Source organism: Salinarimonas ramus (assembly GCF_014645695.1).
GTDB classification, from domain to species: Bacteria; Pseudomonadota; Alphaproteobacteria; order Rhizobiales; family Beijerinckiaceae; genus Salinarimonas; species Salinarimonas ramus.
This window is the reverse complement of the sequence record NZ_BMMF01000005.1, coordinates 244,958-267,296: the sequence shown is the minus strand read 5'-3', so window position 1 is coordinate 267,296 and position 22,339 is coordinate 244,958. Positions and strand designations below refer to the sequence as shown.

16 protein-coding genes are annotated in these 22,339 nt (G+C 68.9%); 12 read left to right on the top strand and 4 right to left on the bottom strand.

The genetic code is table 11. From position 1 onward, the window contains the following. Positions 1–2 precede the first annotated feature (2 nt). Complete coding sequence (locus IEX89_RS10210; RefSeq protein ID WP_188912400.1) at positions 3–758, bottom strand: flagellar biosynthetic protein FliR; 756 nt, start codon at positions 756–758, stop codon at positions 3–5. Further along, positions 755–2,857, bottom strand: a complete 2,103-nt coding sequence (flhA, locus tag IEX89_RS10205) for a flagellar biosynthesis protein FlhA (protein ID WP_188912398.1) — start codon at positions 2,855–2,857, stop codon at positions 755–757. The genes IEX89_RS10210 and flhA overlap by 4 nt, the downstream gene beginning before the upstream one ends. Before the next feature lie 20 nt (positions 2,858–2,877). Between flhA and IEX89_RS10200 the strand changes: the two genes are divergently transcribed. The 12 genes from IEX89_RS10200 to lpdA all read left to right on the top strand — a co-directional run bounded on the left by IEX89_RS10200 (position 2,878) and on the right by lpdA (position 20,612). Further along, positions 2,878–4,140, top strand: a complete 1,263-nt coding sequence (locus IEX89_RS10200) for a DNA adenine methylase (protein WP_244645266.1) — start codon at positions 2,878–2,880, stop codon at positions 4,138–4,140. Further along, a complete protein-coding gene (locus tag IEX89_RS10195) occupies positions 4,137–4,979 on the top strand; it encodes a DpnII family type II restriction endonuclease (RefSeq protein WP_188912396.1) in 843 nt (280 codons plus the stop codon). Before IEX89_RS10200 ends, IEX89_RS10195 begins: the two co-directional genes overlap by 4 nt. 102 nt (positions 4,980–5,081) lie before the next feature. After that, positions 5,082–6,929: a putative bifunctional diguanylate cyclase/phosphodiesterase gene (locus tag IEX89_RS10190; RefSeq protein WP_188912395.1), complete on the top strand. Its 1,848-nt coding sequence runs from the start codon at positions 5,082–5,084 to the stop codon at positions 6,927–6,929. A 93-nt stretch (positions 6,930–7,022) separates the two neighbouring features. Further along, on the top strand, positions 7,023–10,028 hold the full coding sequence (gene polA / locus IEX89_RS10185) for a DNA polymerase I (RefSeq protein WP_188912393.1): 3,006 nt from the start codon (positions 7,023–7,025) through the stop codon (positions 10,026–10,028). A gap of 61 nt (positions 10,029–10,089) precedes the next feature. Further along, a complete protein-coding gene (locus IEX89_RS10180) occupies positions 10,090–10,704 on the top strand; it encodes a TetR/AcrR family transcriptional regulator (protein WP_244645259.1) in 615 nt (204 codons plus the stop codon). A 379-nt stretch (positions 10,705–11,083) separates the two neighbouring features. Beyond that, entirely contained in the window at positions 11,084–12,046 is a 963-nt protein-coding gene (mdh, locus tag IEX89_RS10175; protein WP_188912391.1) for a malate dehydrogenase, read from the top strand. Positions 12,047–12,138: 92 nt separating this feature from the next. Continuing rightward, complete coding sequence (sucC, locus tag IEX89_RS10170; RefSeq protein ID WP_188912389.1) at positions 12,139–13,338, top strand: ADP-forming succinate--CoA ligase subunit beta; 1,200 nt, start codon at positions 12,139–12,141, stop codon at positions 13,336–13,338. Beyond that, positions 13,338–13,724, top strand: coding sequence for a hypothetical protein (locus tag IEX89_RS10165; RefSeq protein ID WP_188912387.1), 387 nt, complete (start codon positions 13,338–13,340; stop codon positions 13,722–13,724). The genes sucC and IEX89_RS10165 overlap by 1 nt, the downstream gene beginning before the upstream one ends. 4 nt (positions 13,725–13,728) lie before the next feature. Next, on the top strand, positions 13,729–14,613 hold the full coding sequence (gene sucD / locus IEX89_RS10160; protein ID WP_188912385.1) for a succinate--CoA ligase subunit alpha: 885 nt from the start codon (positions 13,729–13,731) through the stop codon (positions 14,611–14,613). A gap of 205 nt (positions 14,614–14,818) precedes the next feature. Beyond that, positions 14,819–17,782: a 2-oxoglutarate dehydrogenase E1 component gene (locus IEX89_RS10155; protein ID WP_188912383.1), complete on the top strand. Its 2,964-nt coding sequence runs from the start codon at positions 14,819–14,821 to the stop codon at positions 17,780–17,782. An 83-nt stretch (positions 17,783–17,865) separates the two neighbouring features. Beyond that, positions 17,866–19,134, top strand: coding sequence for a 2-oxoglutarate dehydrogenase complex dihydrolipoyllysine-residue succinyltransferase (gene odhB, locus IEX89_RS10150; RefSeq protein WP_188912381.1), 1,269 nt, complete (start codon positions 17,866–17,868; stop codon positions 19,132–19,134). 74 nt (positions 19,135–19,208) lie between these two features. Continuing rightward, positions 19,209–20,612, top strand: a complete 1,404-nt coding sequence (gene lpdA, locus IEX89_RS10145; protein WP_188912379.1) for a dihydrolipoyl dehydrogenase — start codon at positions 19,209–19,211, stop codon at positions 20,610–20,612. 13 nt (positions 20,613–20,625) lie between these two features. On the opposite strand, the gene IEX89_RS10140 is transcribed toward lpdA, so the two are convergent. Beyond that, positions 20,626–21,636, bottom strand: a complete 1,011-nt coding sequence (locus tag IEX89_RS10140) for a M48 family metalloprotease (protein ID WP_188912376.1) — start codon at positions 21,634–21,636, stop codon at positions 20,626–20,628. Between the two features lie 37 nt (positions 21,637–21,673). Beyond that, positions 21,674–22,231 (bottom strand): LemA family protein, encoded by a 558-nt coding sequence (locus tag IEX89_RS10135; protein ID WP_188912374.1) that lies wholly within the window; start codon positions 22,229–22,231, stop codon positions 21,674–21,676. Positions 22,232–22,339: the final 108 nt, after the last annotated feature.

Genomic DNA, 22,339 nt, shown 5'->3' with positions numbered 1-22,339 from the left:
GCTCACCCCGTCCTGAGCCAGTCGGCGAAGCCGGCGGCGAAGAGGGCGAGGTACTCGCCGACGAGGAAGTAGACGATGAACAGGCCGGCCATCAGCACCGCCGGCATCGCCACGAAATAGATCGGGATCTGCTGGGCGAGCTTGTTCATGACGCCGATGGCGAAGTTCGCCAGGAAGGCGAAGATCACGAAGGGCGCGGAGATGCGCAGCGCGAGCAGGAAGGCCTCGCCGATCCGGTCCGACACCGCCACGAGCGAGGTGCGCGCGTCGAAGCCGGCCGCCGGCGGCAGCGTGTCGTAAGAGACGACGAGGCCGCGGAAGACCTCCCAATGCAGGTTCGCGATGAAGAACAGAGCCGTCGCCGACATCATCACGAGCGAGCCGAGCGCCGGGATCGGCTCGATCTCGTCGATGGGCGCGCCCGGCATGGCGCCGAAGCCGATCAGCATGGCGCTCGCATGCGCCAGCGTCTGCAGGGCGAGATAGAAGATGCGCCCGATGATGCCGATCTGCGCGCCGATCAGCGTCTCCGTGACGATCAGCGAGAGGATGCCCGCCTGCGAGGCCGCGCCGACGGTAGGCAGGAGCCCCGGCACGACGACCGGCGAGAGCGCCAGCGTGATGCCGAAGACGATGAACAGGCGCACCTGCGGCGGCACGCGCAGCGACGAGAAGCCCGGCATCAGCATCAGGCACGCGCCGATCCGGCAGAAGACCAGGAAGGTCGACAGGATCAGGTCCGGCGCGAGCAGGCTCACCCGACGGTCCCCAGGCTCTCGATGTCGACGCCGCGGGGGATCTCCACGTGCGAGAGGACGGGGAGCGTCGGGAACAGCCGCTCGACGACCATGCGCACGTAGGGCCGCGCGTCGGGCGCCGTGACGATGGCGAAGGGCTTGCCGCCTTCGAGCCGCTGCTTGATCGCGGCCGACGCCGCCTGGCCGAACTCCTCGAGCAGGCGCGGGTCGATGTCGAACTCCACCACCTCGCCCTTCGCGTCGCGCTTGACCGACTGGTGGAAGGCGAGGTCCCAGCGATTGCCGAGCCGCAGCACGCGCAAGGAGCCGCCCTCGGTGAGGTCCCCGCAGATCTGCTGGGACATGCGCATGCGCACGTGCTCCACCACCTGCTCTGACCGGCGCACGTGGGGCGCGATCTCCGCCACCGCCTCGAGGATGAGGTTGAGGTTGCGGATCGAGACGCGCTCGGCGAGGAGCAGCTTGAGCACGCCCTGGAGGCCGGAATACGAGATCTGCGAGGGCACGATGTCGTCGATGAGGCGCTTGTACTCGGGATCGAGGCGATCCATCAGCGCGCGCATGTCCTTGTAGGACAGGAGCTGGGGCAGGTTGTTGCGGATCACCTCGGAGAGGTGGGTGAGCAGGACGGAGAGGTTGTCGATGGGCTGGAAGCCCTCGCGCTTCACCTCCGCGGCGTAGCTCTCGGCGATCCACATGGCGGGCATGCCGAAGGCGGGCTCGCGCGCCTCGTCGCCCGGGACGTCGGGCTTCGACTGGCTGGTGATGACCATGACCTCGCCGATGCGCAGCTCGCTCGCGGCGATGGTCGTGCCGTGGATCTTGATCTCGTAGGTCTTGCGCGGGAGCGTGAGCGAATCCGACAGCTTGATCTCGGGCACGACGAAGCCGTACTGGCGCGCGAACTTGCGGCGCATCTTCGAGACGCGGTGGGCGAGCTCGCCGTGGGCGGTGAGGAGCTCGGCGGAGAGCTGCTTGCCGAGCACGAGCTCGATCTCGGGTGTGCGCAGCTCGTCCTTGACCGAATCGCGGCTCTCCTCCTCGACGCGCGCCTCCTCCTCGGCCTTCAGCATCTCCCGGCGGCTCTCCTCGGCGGCGATGCTGCGGGGGATGGCCCAGGCGCCGAACGCGAGGATGGCGGCGAGGATGGCCAGAGGGAAGAACGGCAGGCCCGGCGTGACCGCGAGCAGCAGCATGACGCCGCCCGCCATGACGAGCGCGCGGGGATAGCCCGAGAGCTGGGTCGTCACCGTCTCTTCCGCCGAGCCGCGGGTGCCGCCCTTCGACACGAGGAGGCCCGCCGCCAGCGAGACGATCAGCGCCGGGATCTGGGTGACGAGGCCGTCGCCCACCGAGAGCTTGACGAAGGCGTCGGCGGCGTCGGCGAGCTCCATGCCGTGGCGCGTCGTGCCGATGACGATGCCGCCGAACAGGTTGATCGCCGTGATGATCAAGCCGGCGATGGCGTCGCCGCGCACGAATTTCGAGGCGCCGTCCATGGCGCCGAAGAAGGAGCTCTCCTCCTCGAGCTCCCGCCGGCGGCGCTGCGCCTCCTTGTCGTCGATGAGGCCCGCCGAGAGGTCGGCGTCGATGGCCATCTGCTTGCCGGGGATGGCGTCGAGCGTGAAGCGCGCGCCGACCTCCGCGATGCGGGTCGCGCCCTTGGTGATGACGACGAAGTTCACCGTCACCAGGATGCAGAAGATGATCAGGCCGATGACGAAGTCGCCCGACATGACGAGACGCGAGAAGCCGTCGATGATCATGCCCGCGGCGTCGCCGCCGCTGTCGCCCTCCGAGAGGATCATGCGCGTCGTCGCGATGTTGAGCGCGAGCCGCAGCATGGTGGCGATGAGGAGGACGGTGGGGAAGGCGGAGAAGTCGAGCGGCTTCTGGATCCACAGCGCCACCATCAGGATGAGGACGGAGAGCGCGATGGAGAGCGCGAGCCCCGCATCGATGAGGAAGGCGGGGATGGGCAGGAAGAGGATCGTCAGGATGACGACGATGCCGAGCGCGAACCCGATGTCGCGCATGCCCCGTGCCCGCGGCGCTCCCCCTGCCGTCCTCGCCCCGCCGGCCGCGATCGCCTTCGCCATCTCGCCTCTCTCGTCCCGTGATGGATGATCCATCGTGGAGGATGAGCGCGGGACCTTGCGCGAGGATGGTGCGGGGGTGGGGGCACGGGCTCGAACGAGATCGGCGGGGAAAACATTCGCCGTTTGTTCCAATGGCCTCGTTTCCCTGCTATGGCTCGGATGCTCGCCTCTTGACGGAACCGGCCATGCTGCACGAGACCGACGACCTCTTTTCGTCCGCATGGCCGGACGGGCCGGCCGCTCCGAAGCTCGTGGGCGCGGCTCCGGCACGGGCACTCGCCTATCCCGAGCTGCGCTACATGGGCTCCAAGCGGCGCCTTCTGCCATGGATCCACGCGGTGCTCGACGAGCTCGACTTCGAGAGCGCGCTCGATCCCTTCTGCGGCACCGGGTGCGTCGCCTACCTCATGAAGGCGATGGGCCGGCGCGTGACCGCGTCGGACTTCCTGCTCTTCCCGAGCATCATCGCCGCTGCGACGGTGGGCAATTCGAGCGCTATGCTCGATTCCGGGACGCTCGGACGGCTCCTCTCCCACGCGCCGGACGACGACTTCATCGCTCGTACCTTCGACGGCGTCTTCTTCACCGCCGCCGATCGCGCGTTTCTCGATCGCGTCAGCGCGGGTCTCCGCGCGCTCGACGATCCCGATCGTCGCGCCGTCGGCTATGCCGCCTTGTTCCGCTCCTGCCTCAAGCGACAGCCGCGCGGCGTGTTCACCGTCTCCGGCGACCTCGCGCGATACGACGACGGCCGGCGCGACCTGCGCCTTTCCCTGGAAGAGCATTTCCACGAGCAGGTTGAGGCGTTCAACGCGGTCGTCTTCTCGAACGGCCGCGACTGCGGTGCGATGCGTGCGGATGCGCTTGCGATCGACCCGTCCGATTACGACCTCGTCTACCTCGACCCTCCCTATGTGCCGCGGTCGGATGACAACTGCTACGTGAAGCGCTATCACTTCCTCGAAGGACTGGCATCCTATTGGAAGGACGTCGAGCTGATGCCGCAGACGAAGGTCAAGAAGATCGCCAAGCGCTACACCCCTTTCAGCTATCGACGTACCGCGCTGGCGGCTTTCGAAGCGCTGTTCGAGAGGTTCGCCCGTAGCACGATCGTCCTATCGTATTCGTCCAACGGCTATCCGGATCTCGCGACGCTGGAGGGCCTGCTCTCTCGCTACAAGTCGCGCGTCACCGTCCACGAGCGCCCTCACCGCTATCACTTCGGTACTCACGGATCGGTCAAGCGCGCATCGGTGACCGAGTACCTGATCGTCGGGCGATGACGCGCGATACCGATCAGACGCTGGAGGAGATCGTCGAAAGCCTCGGCCCGCTCGCCGTCGAGTGGATGGACGACGTCGCCGCATCCGCGATCGCGGCTCTGCGAGCGCTGCCCGAGAAGGGGGCCTACGCACGAGAGGACGTCGTGACGCTGCTGGAGGATGACTTCGAGCGCGGTCTCCTCTGCGCGCGGCTGTTCCTGGCCTTGTCCAAGGATGCGATGGAGGCAGAGCTTCGACGCCTCCTCGGGCCGGGCGGGATCGGAGTGCGGCGCTTCGAAACCGATCGGGTTCGCTTCCTCGATGCGCTGGACGCGCTCGGATTGCCCGCGGCGATGAGCGATGCGGTCAACACTGTTCCGGTGTGGAGCGACATCCTGGTGGAGCGTCTTCGCGCCGGTCGCGGATCGGCCATTCAAGGACAGCGTCGCGGCCGGGGCCTCGAGGACTTCGTCGAGACGGCTCTCGTCGAGGTGTTCGGAGCGAACGCTTACGAGATGCGCGGCGTGTTCGCGGGCGTCAGAGGACGTACCGCGAAGTGCGACTTCGCGGTACCCGGCCGCCAGCGCGCGGACATCGTGATCGAGGCGAAGGGCTACGGGGCGACCGGGTCGAAGATGTCCGATATCATCGGCGATCTCGATGCGATCATCGACGCCAAGCGGCACGATCAGGTTCTCTTGTTCGTCACCGACGGCGTCACGTGGAAAGCGCGCCTCTCCGACCTGAGAAAGATCGTGGAGCGGCAGAACGACGGGAAGATCATGCACATCTATACGATGAGCATGCGTGACCGGCTCGTCTCCGACCTCCACGTTCTCAAGGAGCGCTTCGGCCTGTAGGCCGTCTCCGCCCCGGAACCGTCGGCCGTCGACGGTTTCAGGCCTTTGTTCATCTCTGCCGTCTATCGTCCCCCTTCCGATAGGGAAAGGGACGGTGCGGGCATGCAGGCATTGCAGGCCATACAGAACGAGATCCTCGAGCTCGTCGCGCGGGGCGAGCCGCTGCGGGCGCTCGCGGAGCGGCTGTGCCGGCTGGTGGAGGCGCACGACCCCTCCGTGGTCTGCTCCGTCCTCTCCGTCGACGACGAGCGCCGCCTGCGGCCCGTCGCGGCGCCGAGCCTGTCGCCGCGCTTCTCCGCCTCCGTGGACGGCGTTCCGATCGGTCCCAAGGCGGGGTCGTGCGGGACGGCGGCCTTTCTCGGCCGCGAGGTCGTCATCGAGGACATCGCCACCGATCCGCTCTGGGAGGGCTTCGCGCATCTCGCGCTCGAGGCCGGGGTCGTCGCCTGCTGGTCGCGGCCGATCCGCGGCTCGGACGAGAAGGTGCTCGGCACCTTCGCGCTGTATTACCGCGAGCGGCGCGGACCTTCGCCGGCGGACCGCGCGATCATCGAGCGCTGCACGCATCTGTGCTCCATCGCCATGGAGCACGACCTCCTCATCGCCAGGAACCGCCGCCTGGCGCTCGCCGACCAGCTGACGGGCCTGCCCAACCGCACGGCCTTCGAGGAGGACCTCGCGGCCATGACGGGCCGGGGCCCGTGCAGGACGGGGCTCCTCCTCGTGGACGTGGACGGGCTCAAGATCGTCAACGACACGCTGGGCCACGCCTCCGGCGACGCGCTCGTCGCGACGGTGGCGGCCGCGCTCTCCGAGCTCGAAGGTGGCACGCGCGTCTACCGCATCGGCGGTGACGAGTTCGCGCTCCTGCGTCCGGACGGCGCCTCGCCGCAGGCGCTGCGCGCGCTCTCCTCCGCGATCTTCCGGCGCCTGCGCGCGCTGCCGCAGAATGCGACCGCGCTCGGCGCGCCGAGCGTCACCATCGGCGGCGCCATCGATTCGGAGATGTGCAAGCTGCGTCGCAAGGCGGATCTCGCGCTCTACCACGCCAAGGCGTCGCGGCGCGGCTCCTATCTCCTCTTCAAGGAGGGCATGCGCACCGCCATCGGCTCGCGGCTCGACGCCATTCGCGAGGTCGGCGCGGCGCTGGCCGAGGAGCGGATGACGACGTACTTCCAGCCCATCGTCTCCCTCGCCGACGGGCGGATATTCGCCATGGAGGCGCTCGCGCGCATGCGTCGCGAGGACGGCAGCGTCGTCACCGCCGGCGCCTTCCAGCCCGCCCTCGACGACGCGGCCATCGCCTGCGCCATCACCGACGCGACGCTCGCCCGCGTGGCGGCGACGATCCGCGCCTGGGACGACGCGGGCGTCGTCGCGCCGAAGATCGGCGTCAACGTCACCGCCTTCGATCTCGCCCGCGGCGGGCTCGACCGGCGCCTGGCGCGGGCCTGCGACAAGGCCGGCATCGCGCATCACCGGATCTCCGTCGAGATCACCGAGAACGCGGTGCTGCGCGCCGGCGACCGGGCGGTGCGCACCACGCTCGCGGCCTTGAAGCGGCGGGGCGTGCGCATCGCGCTCGACGATTTCGGCACGGGCTTCGCCTCGCTGACGCACCTCCTCGATCTGCCCGTCGACGTGATCAAGATCGATCGCGCCTTCGTCTCGCGCATGCGAACGGACGCGCGGGCGCGCACCATCGTCGAGGCGCTGCTCTCGATCTCGCGGGGGCTCTCGCTGAACCTGATCGCGGAGGGCATCGAGACCGAGGCGCAGGCGCAGGACCTGCGCCGGATGGGCTGCCCGTTCGGCCAGGGCTTCCTGTTCGGGCGCGCGGAGGCGCCGGAAATCGCCATGGAGCTCTACCGGCGTCTGGGCCGGCGCGACGCGGACGCGGCTCAGCGCACTTCGGCCGAAGCCACGGCGAGGCGCATGTCGGCCGCGTGAGCTCCGCGCACGCGTCATGCCGAGATAGGCCGTGACCGGGCGGGCGTTGCGCCCTAATCTCCGGCTCCGATCGAGACCCGGAGACCGAGCCAGATGACCGCCACGTCGACCCGAGAGACCAGCCCCGTCGCCGCAGCCCCCCTCGGCGCGGGGGATCGGCTGATCCTGGTCGACGGCTCGTCCTTCGTGTTCCGCGCCTTCTTCCAGTCCATGAACCAGGACGCGCGCTACAATTACCGCTCGGACGGGCTGCCGACGGGCGCGCTGCGCATGTTCTGCGTCAAGCTGCTGCAATTCCTGAAGGACGGCGCCGCCGGCGTCACGCCGACCCACCTCGCCATCGTGCTCGACAAGTCGGAAGGCTCGTTCCGCCGCGAGGTCTATCCCGAGTACAAGGGCCACCGGCCGGACGCGCCGGAGGATCTCAAGGCGCAGATGCCGCTGATGCGCCACGCGGTGCGCGCCTTCGGGCTCGAGCCCGTGGAGCTCGAGCGCTACGAGGCGGACGACCTCATCGCCGCCTACGCCAAGCAGGCCGCCGAGCGCGGCGCCGACGTGCTCATCGTCTCCGCCGACAAGGACCTGATGCAGCTCGTCGGGCCCAAGGTGCGCTTCTACGATTTCGAATCGGGCGTGAAGGGCAAGCCCGGCTACCGCCCCGAGCGCGACCTCGACGAGGCCGCCGTGATCGAGCGCTGGGGCGTGCCGCCCAAGCAGATCGCCGATGTCCTGGCCCTCATGGGTGACACGTCGGACAACGTGCCCGGCGTCCCGGGCATCGGGCAGAAGACCGCCTCGCAGCTCATCGTCGAGTACGGCGACCTCGAGACGCTGCTCGCCAAGGCCCCCGAGATCAAGCAGCCCAAGCGCCGCGAGGCGCTCATCGCCAACGCCGACGTGGCGCGGCTCTCCAAGCGCCTCGTGCTCCTCGACGACGAGGCGCCGACGCCGGTACCCATCGACGACCTGCGCGTCGGCGATCTCGACGCACGCCGCCTCATCGCCTTCTTCAAGGCGATGGAGTTCACCACGGTGACGAAGCGCGTCGCCGCGGAATACGACGTCGACCTCAACACGGTGGAGCCCGATCCCGCCCTCGCTCGCGCCGGCGCGGCGACGAGCGGCGACGAGGCCGGCTCCGGCGAGGCGACGCCCGGCGGCGAGGACGCGACGCCGGCCGCCTCCGCCGACGAGGATTCGACGCCCGCCCGCATCGTGGCCATGCGCCTCAAGGACGCCGTCGACCAGAAGATCGACCGGGATGGCTACGAGCGCGTGACCACGCTCGCGCGCCTGAAGGAATGGGTGGCCGAGGCGAGCAGCATCGGCATCGTCGCCTTCGACACCGAGACGACGGCGCTCGAGGCGCACAAGGCCGATCTCGTCGGCGTCTCGCTGGCCACGGGCCCGAGCCGCGCCTGCTACGTGCCGCTGCAGCACCGCGACCCGGCGAGCGACCTGTTCTCGGGCTCGGGCCTCCTGCCCGACCAGATCCCGATCGCCGAGGCGCTCGCCGTGCTGCGCCCGATGCTGGAGGACCCGGGCGTCCTCAAGGTCGCGCACAACATGAAGTACGACTGGCTCGTGATGCAGCGGCACGGCGTCGAGGTCGCGCCCTTCGACGACACGATGCTGATGTCCTACGTGCTCGACGCCGGGCGCAACAATCACGGCATGGACGACCTCGCCCAGCGCCATCTCGGCCACACCTGCATCGCCTATGCCGAGGTCGCGGGCACGGGCAAGGCGCAGGTCTCCTTCGACCGCGTGCCCATCGAGAAGGCCACGACCTATGCCGCAGAGGACGCGGACGTGACCTTGCGCCTGTGGCGCGTGCTCAAGCCGCGCCTCGTCGCCGAGGAGAAGACGACCGTCTACGAGCTTCTGGAGCGCCCGCTCGCTCCGGTGCTCGCGCGGATGGAGGGACGCGGCATCAAGGTCGACAGGCAGGTGCTGAGCCGGCTCTCCTCCGACTTCGCCCAGACCATGGCGCGGCTCGAGGAGGAGATCCAGGCGGACGCCGGCGAGCCGTTCTCGGTGGGCAGCCCCAAGCAGATCGGCGAGATCCTGTTCGGCAAGCTCGGGCTTCCCGGCGGCAAGAAGACGCCCTCGGGCCAATGGGCGACGCCTGCCGCCGCGCTCGAGGAGCTGGCCGAGGCCGGGCACGAACTGCCGGCGAAGATCCTCGAATGGCGCCAGGTGCAGAAGCTGAAATCCACCTACTCGGATTCGCTGCCCGGCTACATGGACGAGGGCGGGCGGGTCCATACCTGCTTCTCGCTCGCCGCGACGACGACGGGGCGGCTGTCCTCCTCCGATCCCAACCTGCAGAACATCCCCGTGCGCACGGAAGCCGGCCGCAAGATCCGCACGGCCTTCATCGCGGAGCCCGGCCACCGCATCGTCTCGGCCGACTATTCGCAGATCGAGCTGCGGCTCCTCGCCCACATCGCCGACATCCCGCAGATGCAGGCGGCCTTCGCGGAGGGCGTCGACATTCACGCGACGACGGCGTCGGAGATGTTCGGCGTGCCCCTCGACCAGATGACCTCGGACCTGCGCCGCCAGGCGAAGACCATCAATTTCGGCATCATCTACGGCATCTCCGCCTTCGGCCTCGCCGCGCGCCTCGGCATCCCGCAGGGCGACGCCGCCGCCTTCATCAAGCGCTATTTCGAGCGCTTCCCCGGCATCCGCGCCTACATGGACGAGACGAAGAAGTTCTGCCGTGAGAACGGCTTCGTGACGACGCTGTTCGGGCGCGTGTGCCACTACCCCGCGATCCGCGCCGGCAACCCGGCGGAGCGCGCGGCGGTGGAGCGCCAGGCGATCAACGCCCCGATCCAAGGCTCCGCCGCCGACATCATCCGCCGCGCGATGACCCGCATGGAGGACGCGCTCGCGGAGGCGAAGCTCTCCGCGCGCATGCTGCTGCAGGTGCACGACGAGCTCGTCTTCGAGGTGCCCGAGGACGAGGTGGAGGCGACGCTCCCCGTCGTCGCCCGCGTGATGGAGGAGGCGCCCCATCCTGCGCTGACGCTCAAGGTGCCGCTCGCCGTCGAGGCGCGCGCCGCGAGCAATTGGGAGGAGGCGCATTGAGCGCCCCTCGCGCCCGCCTCGCACGGCCGGCCCGCCCGTGCGCCTGACGGGGCCCGCCGCCGTGACGCCGCCGCGCCCCCCCGTGGAGACCGCCACCGACGTGCGCCTCCTGCGCATCGCCGCCGACCACCTCGCCCGCTTCGGCCCGCGCCGGCTCACCGTAACGGGCGTGGCGGAGGAGGCGGGCATGACGCACGCCAACGTCTACCGCTACTACCCGTCGAAGGCCGACCTGATCGACGCGGTGGCCGGGCAATGGCTGCGCGATGTCGAGGCGGAGCTCGCCAACGTCGTCGACGGGCCGGACCCCGTGGAGGACAAGCTCGAGCGTTTCGTCACCGCCATCGCCACCTCCTACCGCGCCTGCGCCGTGGAGCAGCCGACGCTGTTCGAGGTCTACGTGTCCGCGGTGGAGGAATCCCGCGGCATCGCGCGCAAGCACCGCGGCCGCCAATTGCGTCTCCTGGAGCGCATCCTGGAAGAGGGGATCGCGACGGAGGCCTTCGCGCCCAAGGACCGCGACCGGGCGGTCGCCTTCGTCATCGACGCCGTCCAGCGCTTCGTGAACCCGGTCATGGTGCGCGTCGACGCCCGCGTCCCCTCCGGCGTCATGGAGACCCGCCTCGGCACGATGATCGAGGTCGTGCTGCGGGCGCTCCACGGCGGCTGGGTGTGATGAGCGCGTCTTTGATCGTGTCGCAAAGGGCTCGTTCGCCCTGCTGCGCCTGAGGTCTGACGGCGATAATCTCTTCATCATGACGAATGACATTTCTCGTCATTCGTCATTGCAGCCTCTCCGTGCGACCCCGGCCCCGCGCCGGGGTCTTCGCATGTGCACGAAGCCCTTGGGGAATCGCGCTAATTCGCGTTCCGCTGCGTCGGCGCCGCGTCGGCGCGGCGGGCAAAGCCCCGCCCATGAACGGAGAGCTTAAGGTTTTCAACGGGTTGAACCCCGATCCGTCTTGCGCTTACAAGGCCCCGCAAGCCGCGTCGGGCGTCGGCGACGTCGTCTCCACGCGACAGAACGGTCAACACCTGCAAGAGGCCTTTCCCTCATGGCACGCAAGAAGATCGCGCTCATCGGCGCCGGCCAGATCGGCGGCACGCTCGCCCACCTCGTCGGCCTCAAGGAGCTGGGCGACGTGGTCCTGTTCGACATCGCCGAGGGCGTGCCGCAGGGCAAGGGTCTCGACATCGCCGAGAGCGCGCCGGTGGACGGCTTCGACGCCGCCTACAAGGGCACGCAGGACTATGCCGATCTCGCCGGCGCCGACGTGGTGATCGTCACCGCCGGCGTGCCGCGCAAGCCCGGCATGAGCCGCGACGATCTGCTCGGCATCAACCTCAAGGTCATGCGCGCGGTCGGCGAGGGCATCAAGGCGCATTGCCCGAACGCCTTCGTGATCTGCATCACGAACCCGCTCGATGCCATGGTCTGGGCGCTGCAGAAGTTCTCCGGCCTGCCGGCGAACAAGATCGTCGGCATGGCCGGCGTGCTCGATTCCGCGCGCTTCCGCCACTTCCTCGCCGAGGAATTCGGCGTGTCGGTGGAGGACGTCACCGCCTTCGTGCTCGGCGGCCACGGCGACGACATGTGCCCGCTCGTGCGCTACTCGACGGTGGCCGGCATCCCGCTGCCCGACCTCGTGGCCATGGGCTGGACCACGCAGGAGAAGCTCGACGCCATGGTCGAGCGCACCCGCAAGGGCGGCGGCGAGATCGTCAACCTGCTCAAGACCGGCTCCGCCTACTACGCGCCCGCGGCCTCCGCCATCGCCATGGCCGAAAGCTACCTGAAGGACAAGCGCCGGGTCCTGCCCTGCGCCGCGCACCTCACCGGCCAGTACGGCGTCTCCGACATGTTCGTGGGCGTGCCGATCGTCATCGGCGCCAACGGCGTCGAGAAGATCGTCGAGGTCTCGTTCACGCAGGAGGAGAAGGCGATGTTCGAGAAGTCCGTCGCCTCCGTGAAGTCGCTCGTCGAGGCCTGCAAGGGCATCGAGCCGGCGCTCGCCTGAATCCCGCGCTCGCGCGCGGCGGCGAGGGCATCGCCGCCGCGGGTCTCCGACCCCGAGCTGATCCCGATCCCGAGAGAGGGTGGACCGATCTCATGAACATCCACGAATACCAGGGCAAGGCGCTGCTGAAGGAGTTCGGCGCGCCCGTCTCCCGCGGCGTCGCCATCTTCAAGGCCGAGGAGGCCGAGGCGGCCGCGCGCGAGCTCGGCGGTCCCCTCTGGGTCGTCAAGAGCCAGATCCACGCGGGCGGCCGCGGCAAGGGCAAGTTCAAGGAGGCCGCCGCCGGCGAGAAGGGCGGCGTGCGCCTCGCCAAGTCGATCGAGGAGGTGAAGGAATTCGCCTCCCAGATGCTCGGCAACACGCTCGTCACGGCCCAGACCGGCCCCGAGGGCAAGCAGGTCAATCGCCTCTACATCGAGGACGGCTCGGACATCGAGAAGGAGTTCTACCTCTCGGCGCTCGTCGATCGCTCGACCGGCTTCGTCGCCTTCGTGGTCTCGACGGAAGGCGGGATGGACATCGAGGAGGTCGCGCACGAGACCCCCGAGAAGATCCTGACGCTCGCGGTCGACCCCGTCACGGGCGTGATGCCCCATCACGGCCGCTCGGTCGCCAAGGCGCTCGGGCTCTCGGGCGACCTCGCCAAGCAGGCCGCCGACCTGATCGGCAAGCTCTACACGCTCTTCGTCCAGAAGGACGTCGAGATGCTCGAGATCAACCCGCTCATCGTCACCAAAGACGGCAAGCTGCGCTGCCTCGACGCGAAGGTCTCCTTCGATTCGAACGCCATGTTCCGTCACCCCGAGGTCGCCGAGTTGCGCGACCTGACGGAGGAGGACGACAAGGAGATCGAGGCCTCGAAGTACGACCTCGCCTACATCGCGCTCGACGGCACGATCGGCTGCATGGTCAACGGCGCCGGCCTCGCCATGGCGACGCTCGACATCATCAAGCTCTACGGTGAGGAGCCGGCGAACTTCCTCGACGTCGGCGGCGGCGCGAGCGAGGAGAAGGTCACCGCGGCCTTCAAGATCATCACCGCCGACCCGAACGTGAAGGGCATCCTCGTCAACATCTTCGGCGGCATCATGAAGTGCGACGTCATCGCCCGCGGCGTCATCGCGGCGGTGAAGGCGGTGGGCCTGCAGGTGCCGCTCGTCGTGCGCCTCGAGGGCACGAACGTCGAGGAGGGCAAGGAGATCATCCGCTCGTCCGGCCTCAACGTCATCCCCGCCGACGACCTCGACGACGCGGCGCAGAAGATCGTCGCCGCGGTGCGCGGGCAGGGCTGATGACGCTCCACGGCGCCATCGTGCTCGCAACTCCCGTGGTCACGGGCGCCGCGGTCGCGGCTCTGCTCGTGGCCATCGAGCGTTACGTGCTGCGCGATTGGCGTACGGGTCTGCGGCCACGGCTCTGGGGCTGCATCGCCGCCCTGTCGCTGCTGCCGCTCCCGGCGATCTTCATCTTCCACGCCTGGTATGTCACAGGCCTTCCGGAGGAGCTCGGCGCGCCCGCGTCCGACCCGATGGTCGAGCACGAAGCGGACATGGCGTCCTTCGCCTTCGCCGCGCTCTTCGGGGCCTACCTTCTTTTCTCGCTTCCGGTCTTCCTCACCGCGCTGTTCCGGCACGGCATGTGGCAGGACCGCAATGAGCTCACGCCGCTGGAGAGTTGAGCCGATGTCCATTCTCATCGACGCGAACACCAAGGTCATCTGCCAGGGCTTCACCGGCAAGAACGGGACCTTCCATTCCGAGCAGGCCATCGCCTACGGCACCAAGATGGTCGGCGGCACCTCGCCCGGCAAAGGCGGCTCGACGCATCTGGGCCTGCCCGTGTTCGACACGGTGCGCGAGGCCCGCGAGGCGACGGGCGCCGACGCCTCCGTGATCTACGTGCCGCCCCCGGGCGCCGCGGACGCGATCCTCGAGGCGGTCGACGCCGAGATCCCGCTCATCGTCTGCATCACCGAGGGCATCCCCGTCCTCGACATGGTGAAGGTGAAGCGCGCGCTCTCGGGCTCGAAGTCGCGCCTCGTCGGGCCCAATTGCCCCGGCGTCGTCACGGCGGGCGAATCGAAGATCGGCATCATGCCGGGCAACATCTTCAAGAAGGGCTCGGTGGGCATCGTCTCGCGCTCGGGCACGCTGACCTACGAGGCCGTGTTCCAGACCTCGAACGAGGGCCTGGGCCAGACGACGGCGGTGGGCATCGGTGGCGACCCGGTGAAGGGCACCGAGTTCATCGACGTGCTCGAGCACTTCCTCGCCGACGACGCCACGCACTCGATCGTGATGATCGGCGAGATCGGCGGCTCGGCGGAGGAGGACGCGGCGCAGTTCCTGCAGGACGAGGCCAAGCGCGGGCGCAAGAAGCCCATGGTCGGCTTCATCGCCGGCCGCACGGCGCCTCCGGGCCGCCGCATGGGGCATGCCGGCGCGATCATCTCCGGCGGCAAGGGCGGCGCCGAGGACAAGATCGCGGCGATGGAGGCGGCGGGCATCGTCGTCTCTCCCTCGCCCGCGCGCATCGGCAAGACCCTCGTCGAGGTCCTCAAGGGCTGAGACGCTTCGCATCGGGCGGGAGCGATCCCGCCCCGCGTTGGTTAACGCTACAGGAAGGCAGGCCGCGGTAGGATTCGCGTCCTCCACCTGACCCGGTCGGGGCCACGCGCTCCGGGGGAGACCGGGTCGAGAAAACCGGGGGCGTTCGCGCCCTCACCAGATCCCGGCGCGGGGTGCACCGCGCTGAACCGGACGAACGAACGCCATGGCACGCCAGACCGACGCCAACGAAGGCTTCCTGCAGACCTCCTTCCTCTCGGGCACGAACGCCGCCTACATCGAGGACCTCTACGCCGCCTACACGCAGGACCCGCGCTCGGTGGACGCCGAGTGGCAGGCCTTCTTCGGCGCCATGAAGGAGGAGAGCGCCACCGTCGCGAAGAACGCGAAGGGCGCCTCCTGGAAGCGGCCCAACTGGCCGATCCCGATGAACGGCGAGCTCGTCTCGGCCCTCGACGGCAACTGGATCGAGGTCGAGAAGCACATCGGCGACAAGCTCAAGGGCAAGGCTCAGGCGAAGGGCGTCGAGATCAGCCAGGCCGACGTTCAGCAGGCGACCCGCGACAGCTTGCGCGCGCTCATGATGATCCGCGCCTTCCGCATGCGCGGTCACCTGCACGCCAACCTCGACCCGCTCGGCTTCGAGAAGCGCGTCTCCGACGAGGAGCTCTCGCCCTCGCATTACGGCTTCACGCCGGAGGACTACGACCGCAAGATCTTCCTCGACATGGTGCTCGGCCTCGAGTTCGGCACCGTGCGCGAGATCCTGGCGATCCTCGAGCGCACCTATTGCCAGACGCTCGGCGTCGAGTTCATGCACATCTCCGATCCGGTGGAGAAGGCCTGGCTGCAGGAGCGCATCGAGGGTCCGGACAAGGAGATCGCCTTCACCCGCGAGGGCAAGCGCGCCATCCTCAACAAGCTCGTCGAGTCCGAGGGCTTCGAGAAGTTTCTCGACCTCAAGTACACGGGCACGAAGCGCTTCGGCCTCGACGGCGGCGAGGCGCTCATCCCGGCGCTGGAGCAGATCATCAAGCGCGGCGGCAATCTCGGCGTGAAGGAGATCGTGCTGGGCATGGCCCATCGCGGGCGCCTCAACGTGCTCACCCAGGTGATGGGCAAGCCGCACCGCGCGCTGTTCCACGAGTTCAAGGGCGGCTCCTTCGCCCCCGACGAGGTCGAGGGCTCGGGCGACGTCAAGTACCATCTCGGCGCCTCGTCGGACCGCACCTTCGACGGCAACAACGTCCACCTCTCGCTCACCGCGAACCCCTCCCACCTCGAGATCGTCGATCCCGTGGTGCTCGGCAAGGTCCGCGCCAAGCAGGACCAGCACAAGTGCCCGCCGGACCTCCGCACCGCGGTCCTGCCGCTGCTGCTGCACGGCGACGCCGCCTTCGCCGGCCAGGGCGTGGTCGCGGAGTGCCTGGGCCTGTCGGGCCTGAAGGGCCACCGCACCGGCGGCTCGATCCACTTCATCATCAACAACCAGATCGGCTTCACCACGAACCCGCGCTACTCGCGCTCCTCGCCCTATCCGTCCGACGTGGCGAAGATGGTCGAGGCCCCGATCTTCCACTGCAACGGCGACGATCCGGAGGCGGTGGTGTTCGCCGCCAAGGTCGCGACCGAGTACCGGCAGCGCTTCCAGAAGCCCGTCGTCATCGACATGTTCTGCTACCGGCGCTTCGGTCACAACGAGGGCGACGAGCCGTCCTTCACCCAGCCGCGGATGTACAAGATCATCCGCCAGCATCCCTCGACGCTGGAGCTCTATTCGAAGAAGCTCGTGGCCGAGGGCGTCGTCACCGAGGCCGAGATCGACGAGATGAAGGCGGAGTTCCGCCGCACCCTCGATTCCGAGTTCGACACGGCCACCGCCTTCAAGCCCAACAAGGCGGACTGGCTCGACGGCCGCTGGGCCGGCCTCAAGGCGGTCAAGGAGGACGTGGACGATCCCCGTCGTGGGCGCACCGGCATCGAGTTCGACCAGCTGGAGCGCATCGGCGACGCGCTGACGAGCGTGCCGGAGGGCTTCGCCGTCCACCGCACGATCAAGCGCTTCCTCGACAATCGTCGCAAGATGATGGAGAGCGGCGAGGGCATCGACTGGGCCATGGGCGAGGCGCTGGCCTTCGGCTCGCTCCTCGTCGAGGGGCACCGCGTGCGCCTCTCCGGCCAGGATTGCGAGCGCGGCACCTTCTCGCAGCGCCATTCCGTGCTGCTCGACCAGGAGAACGAGGAGCGCTACACGCCGCTCAACCACATCTCCGAGGACCAGGCGCATTACGAGGTCATCAACTCGATGCTCTCGGAGGAGGCGGTGCTCGGCTTCGAGTACGGCTACTCCCTGGCCGAGCCGAACGCGCTGACGCTGTGGGAGGCGCAGTTCGGCGACTTCGCCAACGGCGCGCAGGTCGTGTTCGACCAGTTCGTCTCCTCGGGCGAGCGCAAGTGGCTGCGCATGTCGGGCCTCGTCTGCCTGCTGCCGCACGGCTACGAGGGCCAGGGGCCGGAGCACTCCTCCGCGCGCCTGGAGCGCTTCCTGCAGATGTGCGCCGAGGACAACATGCAGGTCGCCAACGTCTCGACGCCGGCGAACTACTTCCACATCCTGCGCCGGCAGCTCAAGCGCGAGTTCCGCAAGCCTTTGATCCTGATGACGCCCAAGAGCCTGCTGCGCCACAAGCGCTGTGTCTCGACGCTGGCGGATCTGGGACCGGATTCCACCTTCCACCGCATCCTCGTCGACGACGCCGAGCGCGCCGGCTCCGAGATCCAGCTCGTGCGCGACGACAAGATCCGCCGCGTGGTGCTGTGCTCGGGGAAGGTCTACTACGATCTCTACGAGGAGCGCGAGAAGCGCGGGATCAACGACGTCTACCTCCTGCGCGTCGAGCAGCTCTACCCGTTCCCGCTCAAGTCGCTGCAGCAGGAGCTGTCGCGCTTCAAGAACGCGGACGTGGTCTGGTGCCAGGAGGAGCCCAAGAACATGGGCTCCTGGACCTTCGTCGAGCCCTATCTCGAATGGGTCCTGCGGCATGCGGGCTCGAAGGTCTCGCGTCCGCGCTATGCGGGCCGGCCGGCCTCCGCCGCCACCGCGACGGGCCTGATGTCGAAGCACCTCCACCAGCTCCAGGCCTTCCTCGACGAGGTCTATGCCGGCTGACGCCGGTCCCCTTCCGCCCGCCGCCACCGCGCGGCGGGCGCCCCCGCCCTTCCTCTCCCGTCCGACCGACGAGACCCTGACCGATGGCCACTGAGATCCGCGTTCCCACCCTCGGCGAATCCGTCAGCGAGGCGACCATCGCCCGCTGGTTCAAGAAGCCCGGCGAGGCCGTCACCGCCGACGAGCCGCTCGTGGAGCTCGAGACCGACAAGGTCACGCTCGAGGTTCCCGCACCGGCCTCCGGCGTGATCGCCGAGATCGCCCAGGCGGAAGGCGCGACGGTGGAGCCCGGCGGCGTGCTCGGCACCATCGACGAGGGCGGAACGGCCTCGGCCGTGCCCAAGGCGGAAGAGAAGAAGGCCGAGGAGAAGCCCGCAGCCGCTCCGGCGCCGGCGGCGCCCGCGGCTTCGACACAGGGCTACGGCAACGCGCCGAAGACCGGCATCGACACGCAGGACCACGGCCCGGCGGTCGGCCGTCTCGCCCGCGAGAGCGGCGTCGATCCCGCGCAGGTCGCGGCCTCCGGCAAGGACGGGCGCGTGACCAAGGGCGACATGCTCGCCGCGATCGCGCAGGGCGGCTCGTCCGGCGGCGCCCAGGCTCCCGCGCCCGCGCCCGCGCAGATGCGCGCTCCCTCCGCGCCCGACGACGCGTCGCGCGAGGAGCGCGTGCGCATGACGAAGCTGCGCCAGACCATCGCGCGCCGTCTCAAGGACGCGCAGAACACCGCCGCCATGCTCACGACGTTCAACGACGTCGACATGACCGCCGTCATGGAGATGCGCAAGACCTACAAGGACGTGTTCGAGAAGAAGCATGGCGTGAAGCTCGGCTTCATGGGCTTCTTCACCAAGGCCTGCGTGCAGGCGCTCAAGGAGCTGCCGGCGGTCAACGCCGAGATCGACGGGCAGGACATCGTCTACAAGAACTACTACCACGTCGGCATCGCGGTCGGCACGGAGAAGGGCCTCGTCGTGCCGGTGGTGCGCGACGCGGACCAGATGACCATCGCCGAGATCGAGAAGCAGATCGGCGTCTTCGGCAAGAAGGCGCGGGACGGCAAGCTCTCCATCGACGAGATGCAGGGCGGCACCTTCACGATCACCAACGGCGGCATCTACGGCTCGCTGATGTCCACCCCGATCCTCAACGCGCCCCAGTCCGGCATCCTCGGCATGCACCGCATCGAGGAGCGCCCCGTGGTGCGCGGCGGCCAGGTGGTGGTGCGCCCGATGATGTATCTCGCGCTCTCCTACGACCACCGCATCGTCGACGGCAAGGAGGCCGTGACCTTCCTCGTGCGCGTCAAGGAAGCGCTGGAGGACCCGGCGCGGCTCGTGCTGGATCTTTGATCCGCCTCTGAGCACCGTTTCTTTTTCCGGCGCGCGGGCCGCCGCGCGCCGCCTCCAATTTCGAGGCTTGCTCCATGTCCACCTACGATCTCATCGTCATCGGCACCGGCCCGGGCGGGTACGTCTGCGCCATTCGTGCGGCCCAGCTCGGCCTGAAGACGGCCGTCGTCGAGAAGCGCAAGGCGCATGGCGGCACCTGCCTCAACGTCGGCTGCATCCCCTCGAAGGCGCTGCTCCACGCCTCGCATCTCTACGAGGAGGCCGCGCATCATTTCGACGCCTTCGGCATCGAGGTGGGCACGCCCAAGATCGATCTCGCCAAGATGCGCGCCTTCAAGGACGAGGCGATCGCCGGCAACACCAAGGGCGTCGAGTTCCTCTTGAAGAAGAACAAGATCGACGCCCATCACGGCACCGGCAAGATCCTCGCCCCGGGCAAGGTCGAGGTCACCGCCGAGGACGGCGCCACCACGACGCTCGAGACGAAGTCGATCGTCGTCGCCACGGGCTCGGAGGTCGTCTCGCTGCCCGGCATTGAGATCGACGAGAAGAAGATCGTCTCCTCGACCGGCGCGCTGGACCTCGAGCAGGTGCCGGGCCACCTCGTGCTGATCGGCGGGGGCGTCATCGGCCTCGAGCTCGGCTCGGTCTGGCGCCGGCTCGGCGCCAAGGTGACGGTCATCGAGTATCTCGACCGCATCCTCGCGGGCATCGACGGCGATACGGCGAAGCAATTCCAGCGCATCCTCGGCAAGCAGGGCATGGAGTTCAAGCTCTCGTCCAAGGTGACGAGCGCCAAGGCGACCGCCGACGGCGTCAGCCTCACCGTCGAGCCGGCGAATGGCGGCGAGGCGCAGACGCTTCACGCGGACGTCGTGCTCGTCGCGGTCGGGCGGCGGCCCTACACCGACGGGCTCGGCCTGGAGGAGGTCGGCGTCGCCAAGGACGAGAAGGGCCGCGTCGTCACGGATGCGCATTACGCGACGACCGTGCCCGGCATCTACGCCATCGGCGACGTGATCACGGGCCCGATGCTCGCCCACAAGGCCGAGGACGAGGGCGTCGCGCTCGCCGAGCAGCTCGCGGGCAAGGCGGGCCACGTGAATTACGGCGTGATCCCCAACGTGGTCTACACCTATCCCGAGGTCGCCGCCGTCGGCGCGACGGAGGAGGACCTCAAGGCCGCGGGTATCGAATACAATGTCGGCAAGTTCCCCTTCACGGCCAACGGCCGCGCCAAGGCGAACCTGATGACGGAGGGCTTCGTCAAGATCCTCGCGGACGCCAAGACCGACCGTGTGCTCGGCGCCCACATCGTCGGGCCGGAAGCCGGCAACCTGATCCACGAGATCGCGGTGGCCATGGAGTTCGGCGCCTCCTCCGAGGACGTGGCGCGCACCTGCCACGCCCACCCGACGCTGGCCGAGGCGGTCAAGGAAGCGGCGCTCGCCGTGGAGAAGCGCGCGCTCCACATGTGAGCGCGTAGACTTCTCAAGAGGACACGCCGGCGCCCGCCGGCAGCCGCCCGCCCGCATTGCGCACCAGCGCCTCGATCCGGTCCTCGATCGGCGGGTGGGTGGCGAGCAGCGCCGTGAAGCCGCGGCGCGGGTTCTCGACGCACATCTCCATCACGCTCGCCGGCGCGCGGGCGATGTCGGCATTGCCCTTGATCTTGAGGAGCGCGGAGATCATCGCGTCGGGGTTCTTCGTCAGCTCCACCGCGCCCGCATCCGCCATGTATTCCCGCGCGCGCGAGATGGCGAAGCGGATGAGGAGCGAGGCGATCCAGGCGACGAGGATGATGACGATCGCCACGACGATGGCGATCGCCGCCCCGCGCCCGCCGCCGCCTCCCCCGCTCCCGCGCGAGCGCGAGGAGCCGCGACGCAGGCTGCCGAAGCGCAGCGAGCGGAAGACGATCTCGCCGACGAGCCCGATCACCCCCGCCACGACCACGGCGACCATCATCAGCCGGACGTCCTCGTTGCGGATGTGGGTGAGCTCGTGCGCCATCACCGCCTCGAGCTCCGCCTCGTCGAGGCGTTCGACGAGGCCGCGCGTCAGCGTCACGGCGTATTGCCTCTGCGTGATCCCCGAGGCGTAGGCGTTGAGCGCGTCGGTCTCGACGATCTTGAGCCGCGGCGTCGGCATGCCCCGCGAGATGCACAGGGTCTCGAGCATGCGGTAGAGCCGCGGGTCGTCCTCGCGCGTGATCGTGCGCGCGCCGGTCGTCGCATCGACGATCCGCCCGTTGAGCCCGAGCGAGAGGCCGACCCAGGCGAGCGTGCCGAGCACGAGGAAGGGGCTCCACAGGAGCGCCGTGTCGAGGGCCGCGCGCGCGATCACCTCCGGCGGCGCGCCGGCGGCGTCTCCCAGGGCGACGAGTGCGAGCGCGACGGCGTAGCCGACGAGCAGTACGAGGACGAAGAGCCCGGCCACGAGCAGCACCGAGCGGATGCGGTTCGCGCGTATGTGCGTGTAGAGCCCGAAGACGGGTACCATCGGCGCCACTCCGCGAGAGCGAGCGGGCGCGGGCCGCTCAGAATTTCACCTGCGGCGCCACGTTCATCTCCGCCCGGCGCTCCTCGCCGACGTCGAAGAACTCGCGCTCCGAGAAGCCGAGCGAGCGGGCGAACAGGACGGCCGGGAACGATTGGATCGCCGCATTGAACTCGCTCACAGCGTTGTTGAAGAAGCGCCGGGCCGCCGCGAGCTTGTCCTCGACGGCGGAGAGCTCGCTCTGCAGGGAGAGGAAGTTCTGGTTCGCCTTGAGGTCCGGATAGGCCTCGGCCAGCGCGAAGAGGCGCCCGAGCGCGCCCGTGAGCATGCCCTCCGCCGCCGCCTGGTCGGCGGGGCCGCTCGCCTGCGTCGCGCGGTTTCGCGCCGCGACGACGGCGTCGAGCGTCTCGCGCTCGTGGGCGGCGTAGCCCTTCGCCGTCTCGACGAGGTTGGGGATCAGGTCGTGGCGCTGGTGGAGCTGCACGTCGATGTCGGCATAGGCCTGGTCCACACGCTGACGCATGGCCACGAGGCCGTTGTAGGTCACGATGCCGTAGACGACGAGCACGGCGACGACGCCGAGGATGATCCATTCCATGTGCCGACGTTCCCCCGCTGACGAACGGCCGCGAGCCTAGCGGGAAATGCGCGGAAGGAAAGGGGAAGCGGCGGGCCCGTATGCCCGCCGCGACCTCTGATCGGCGAG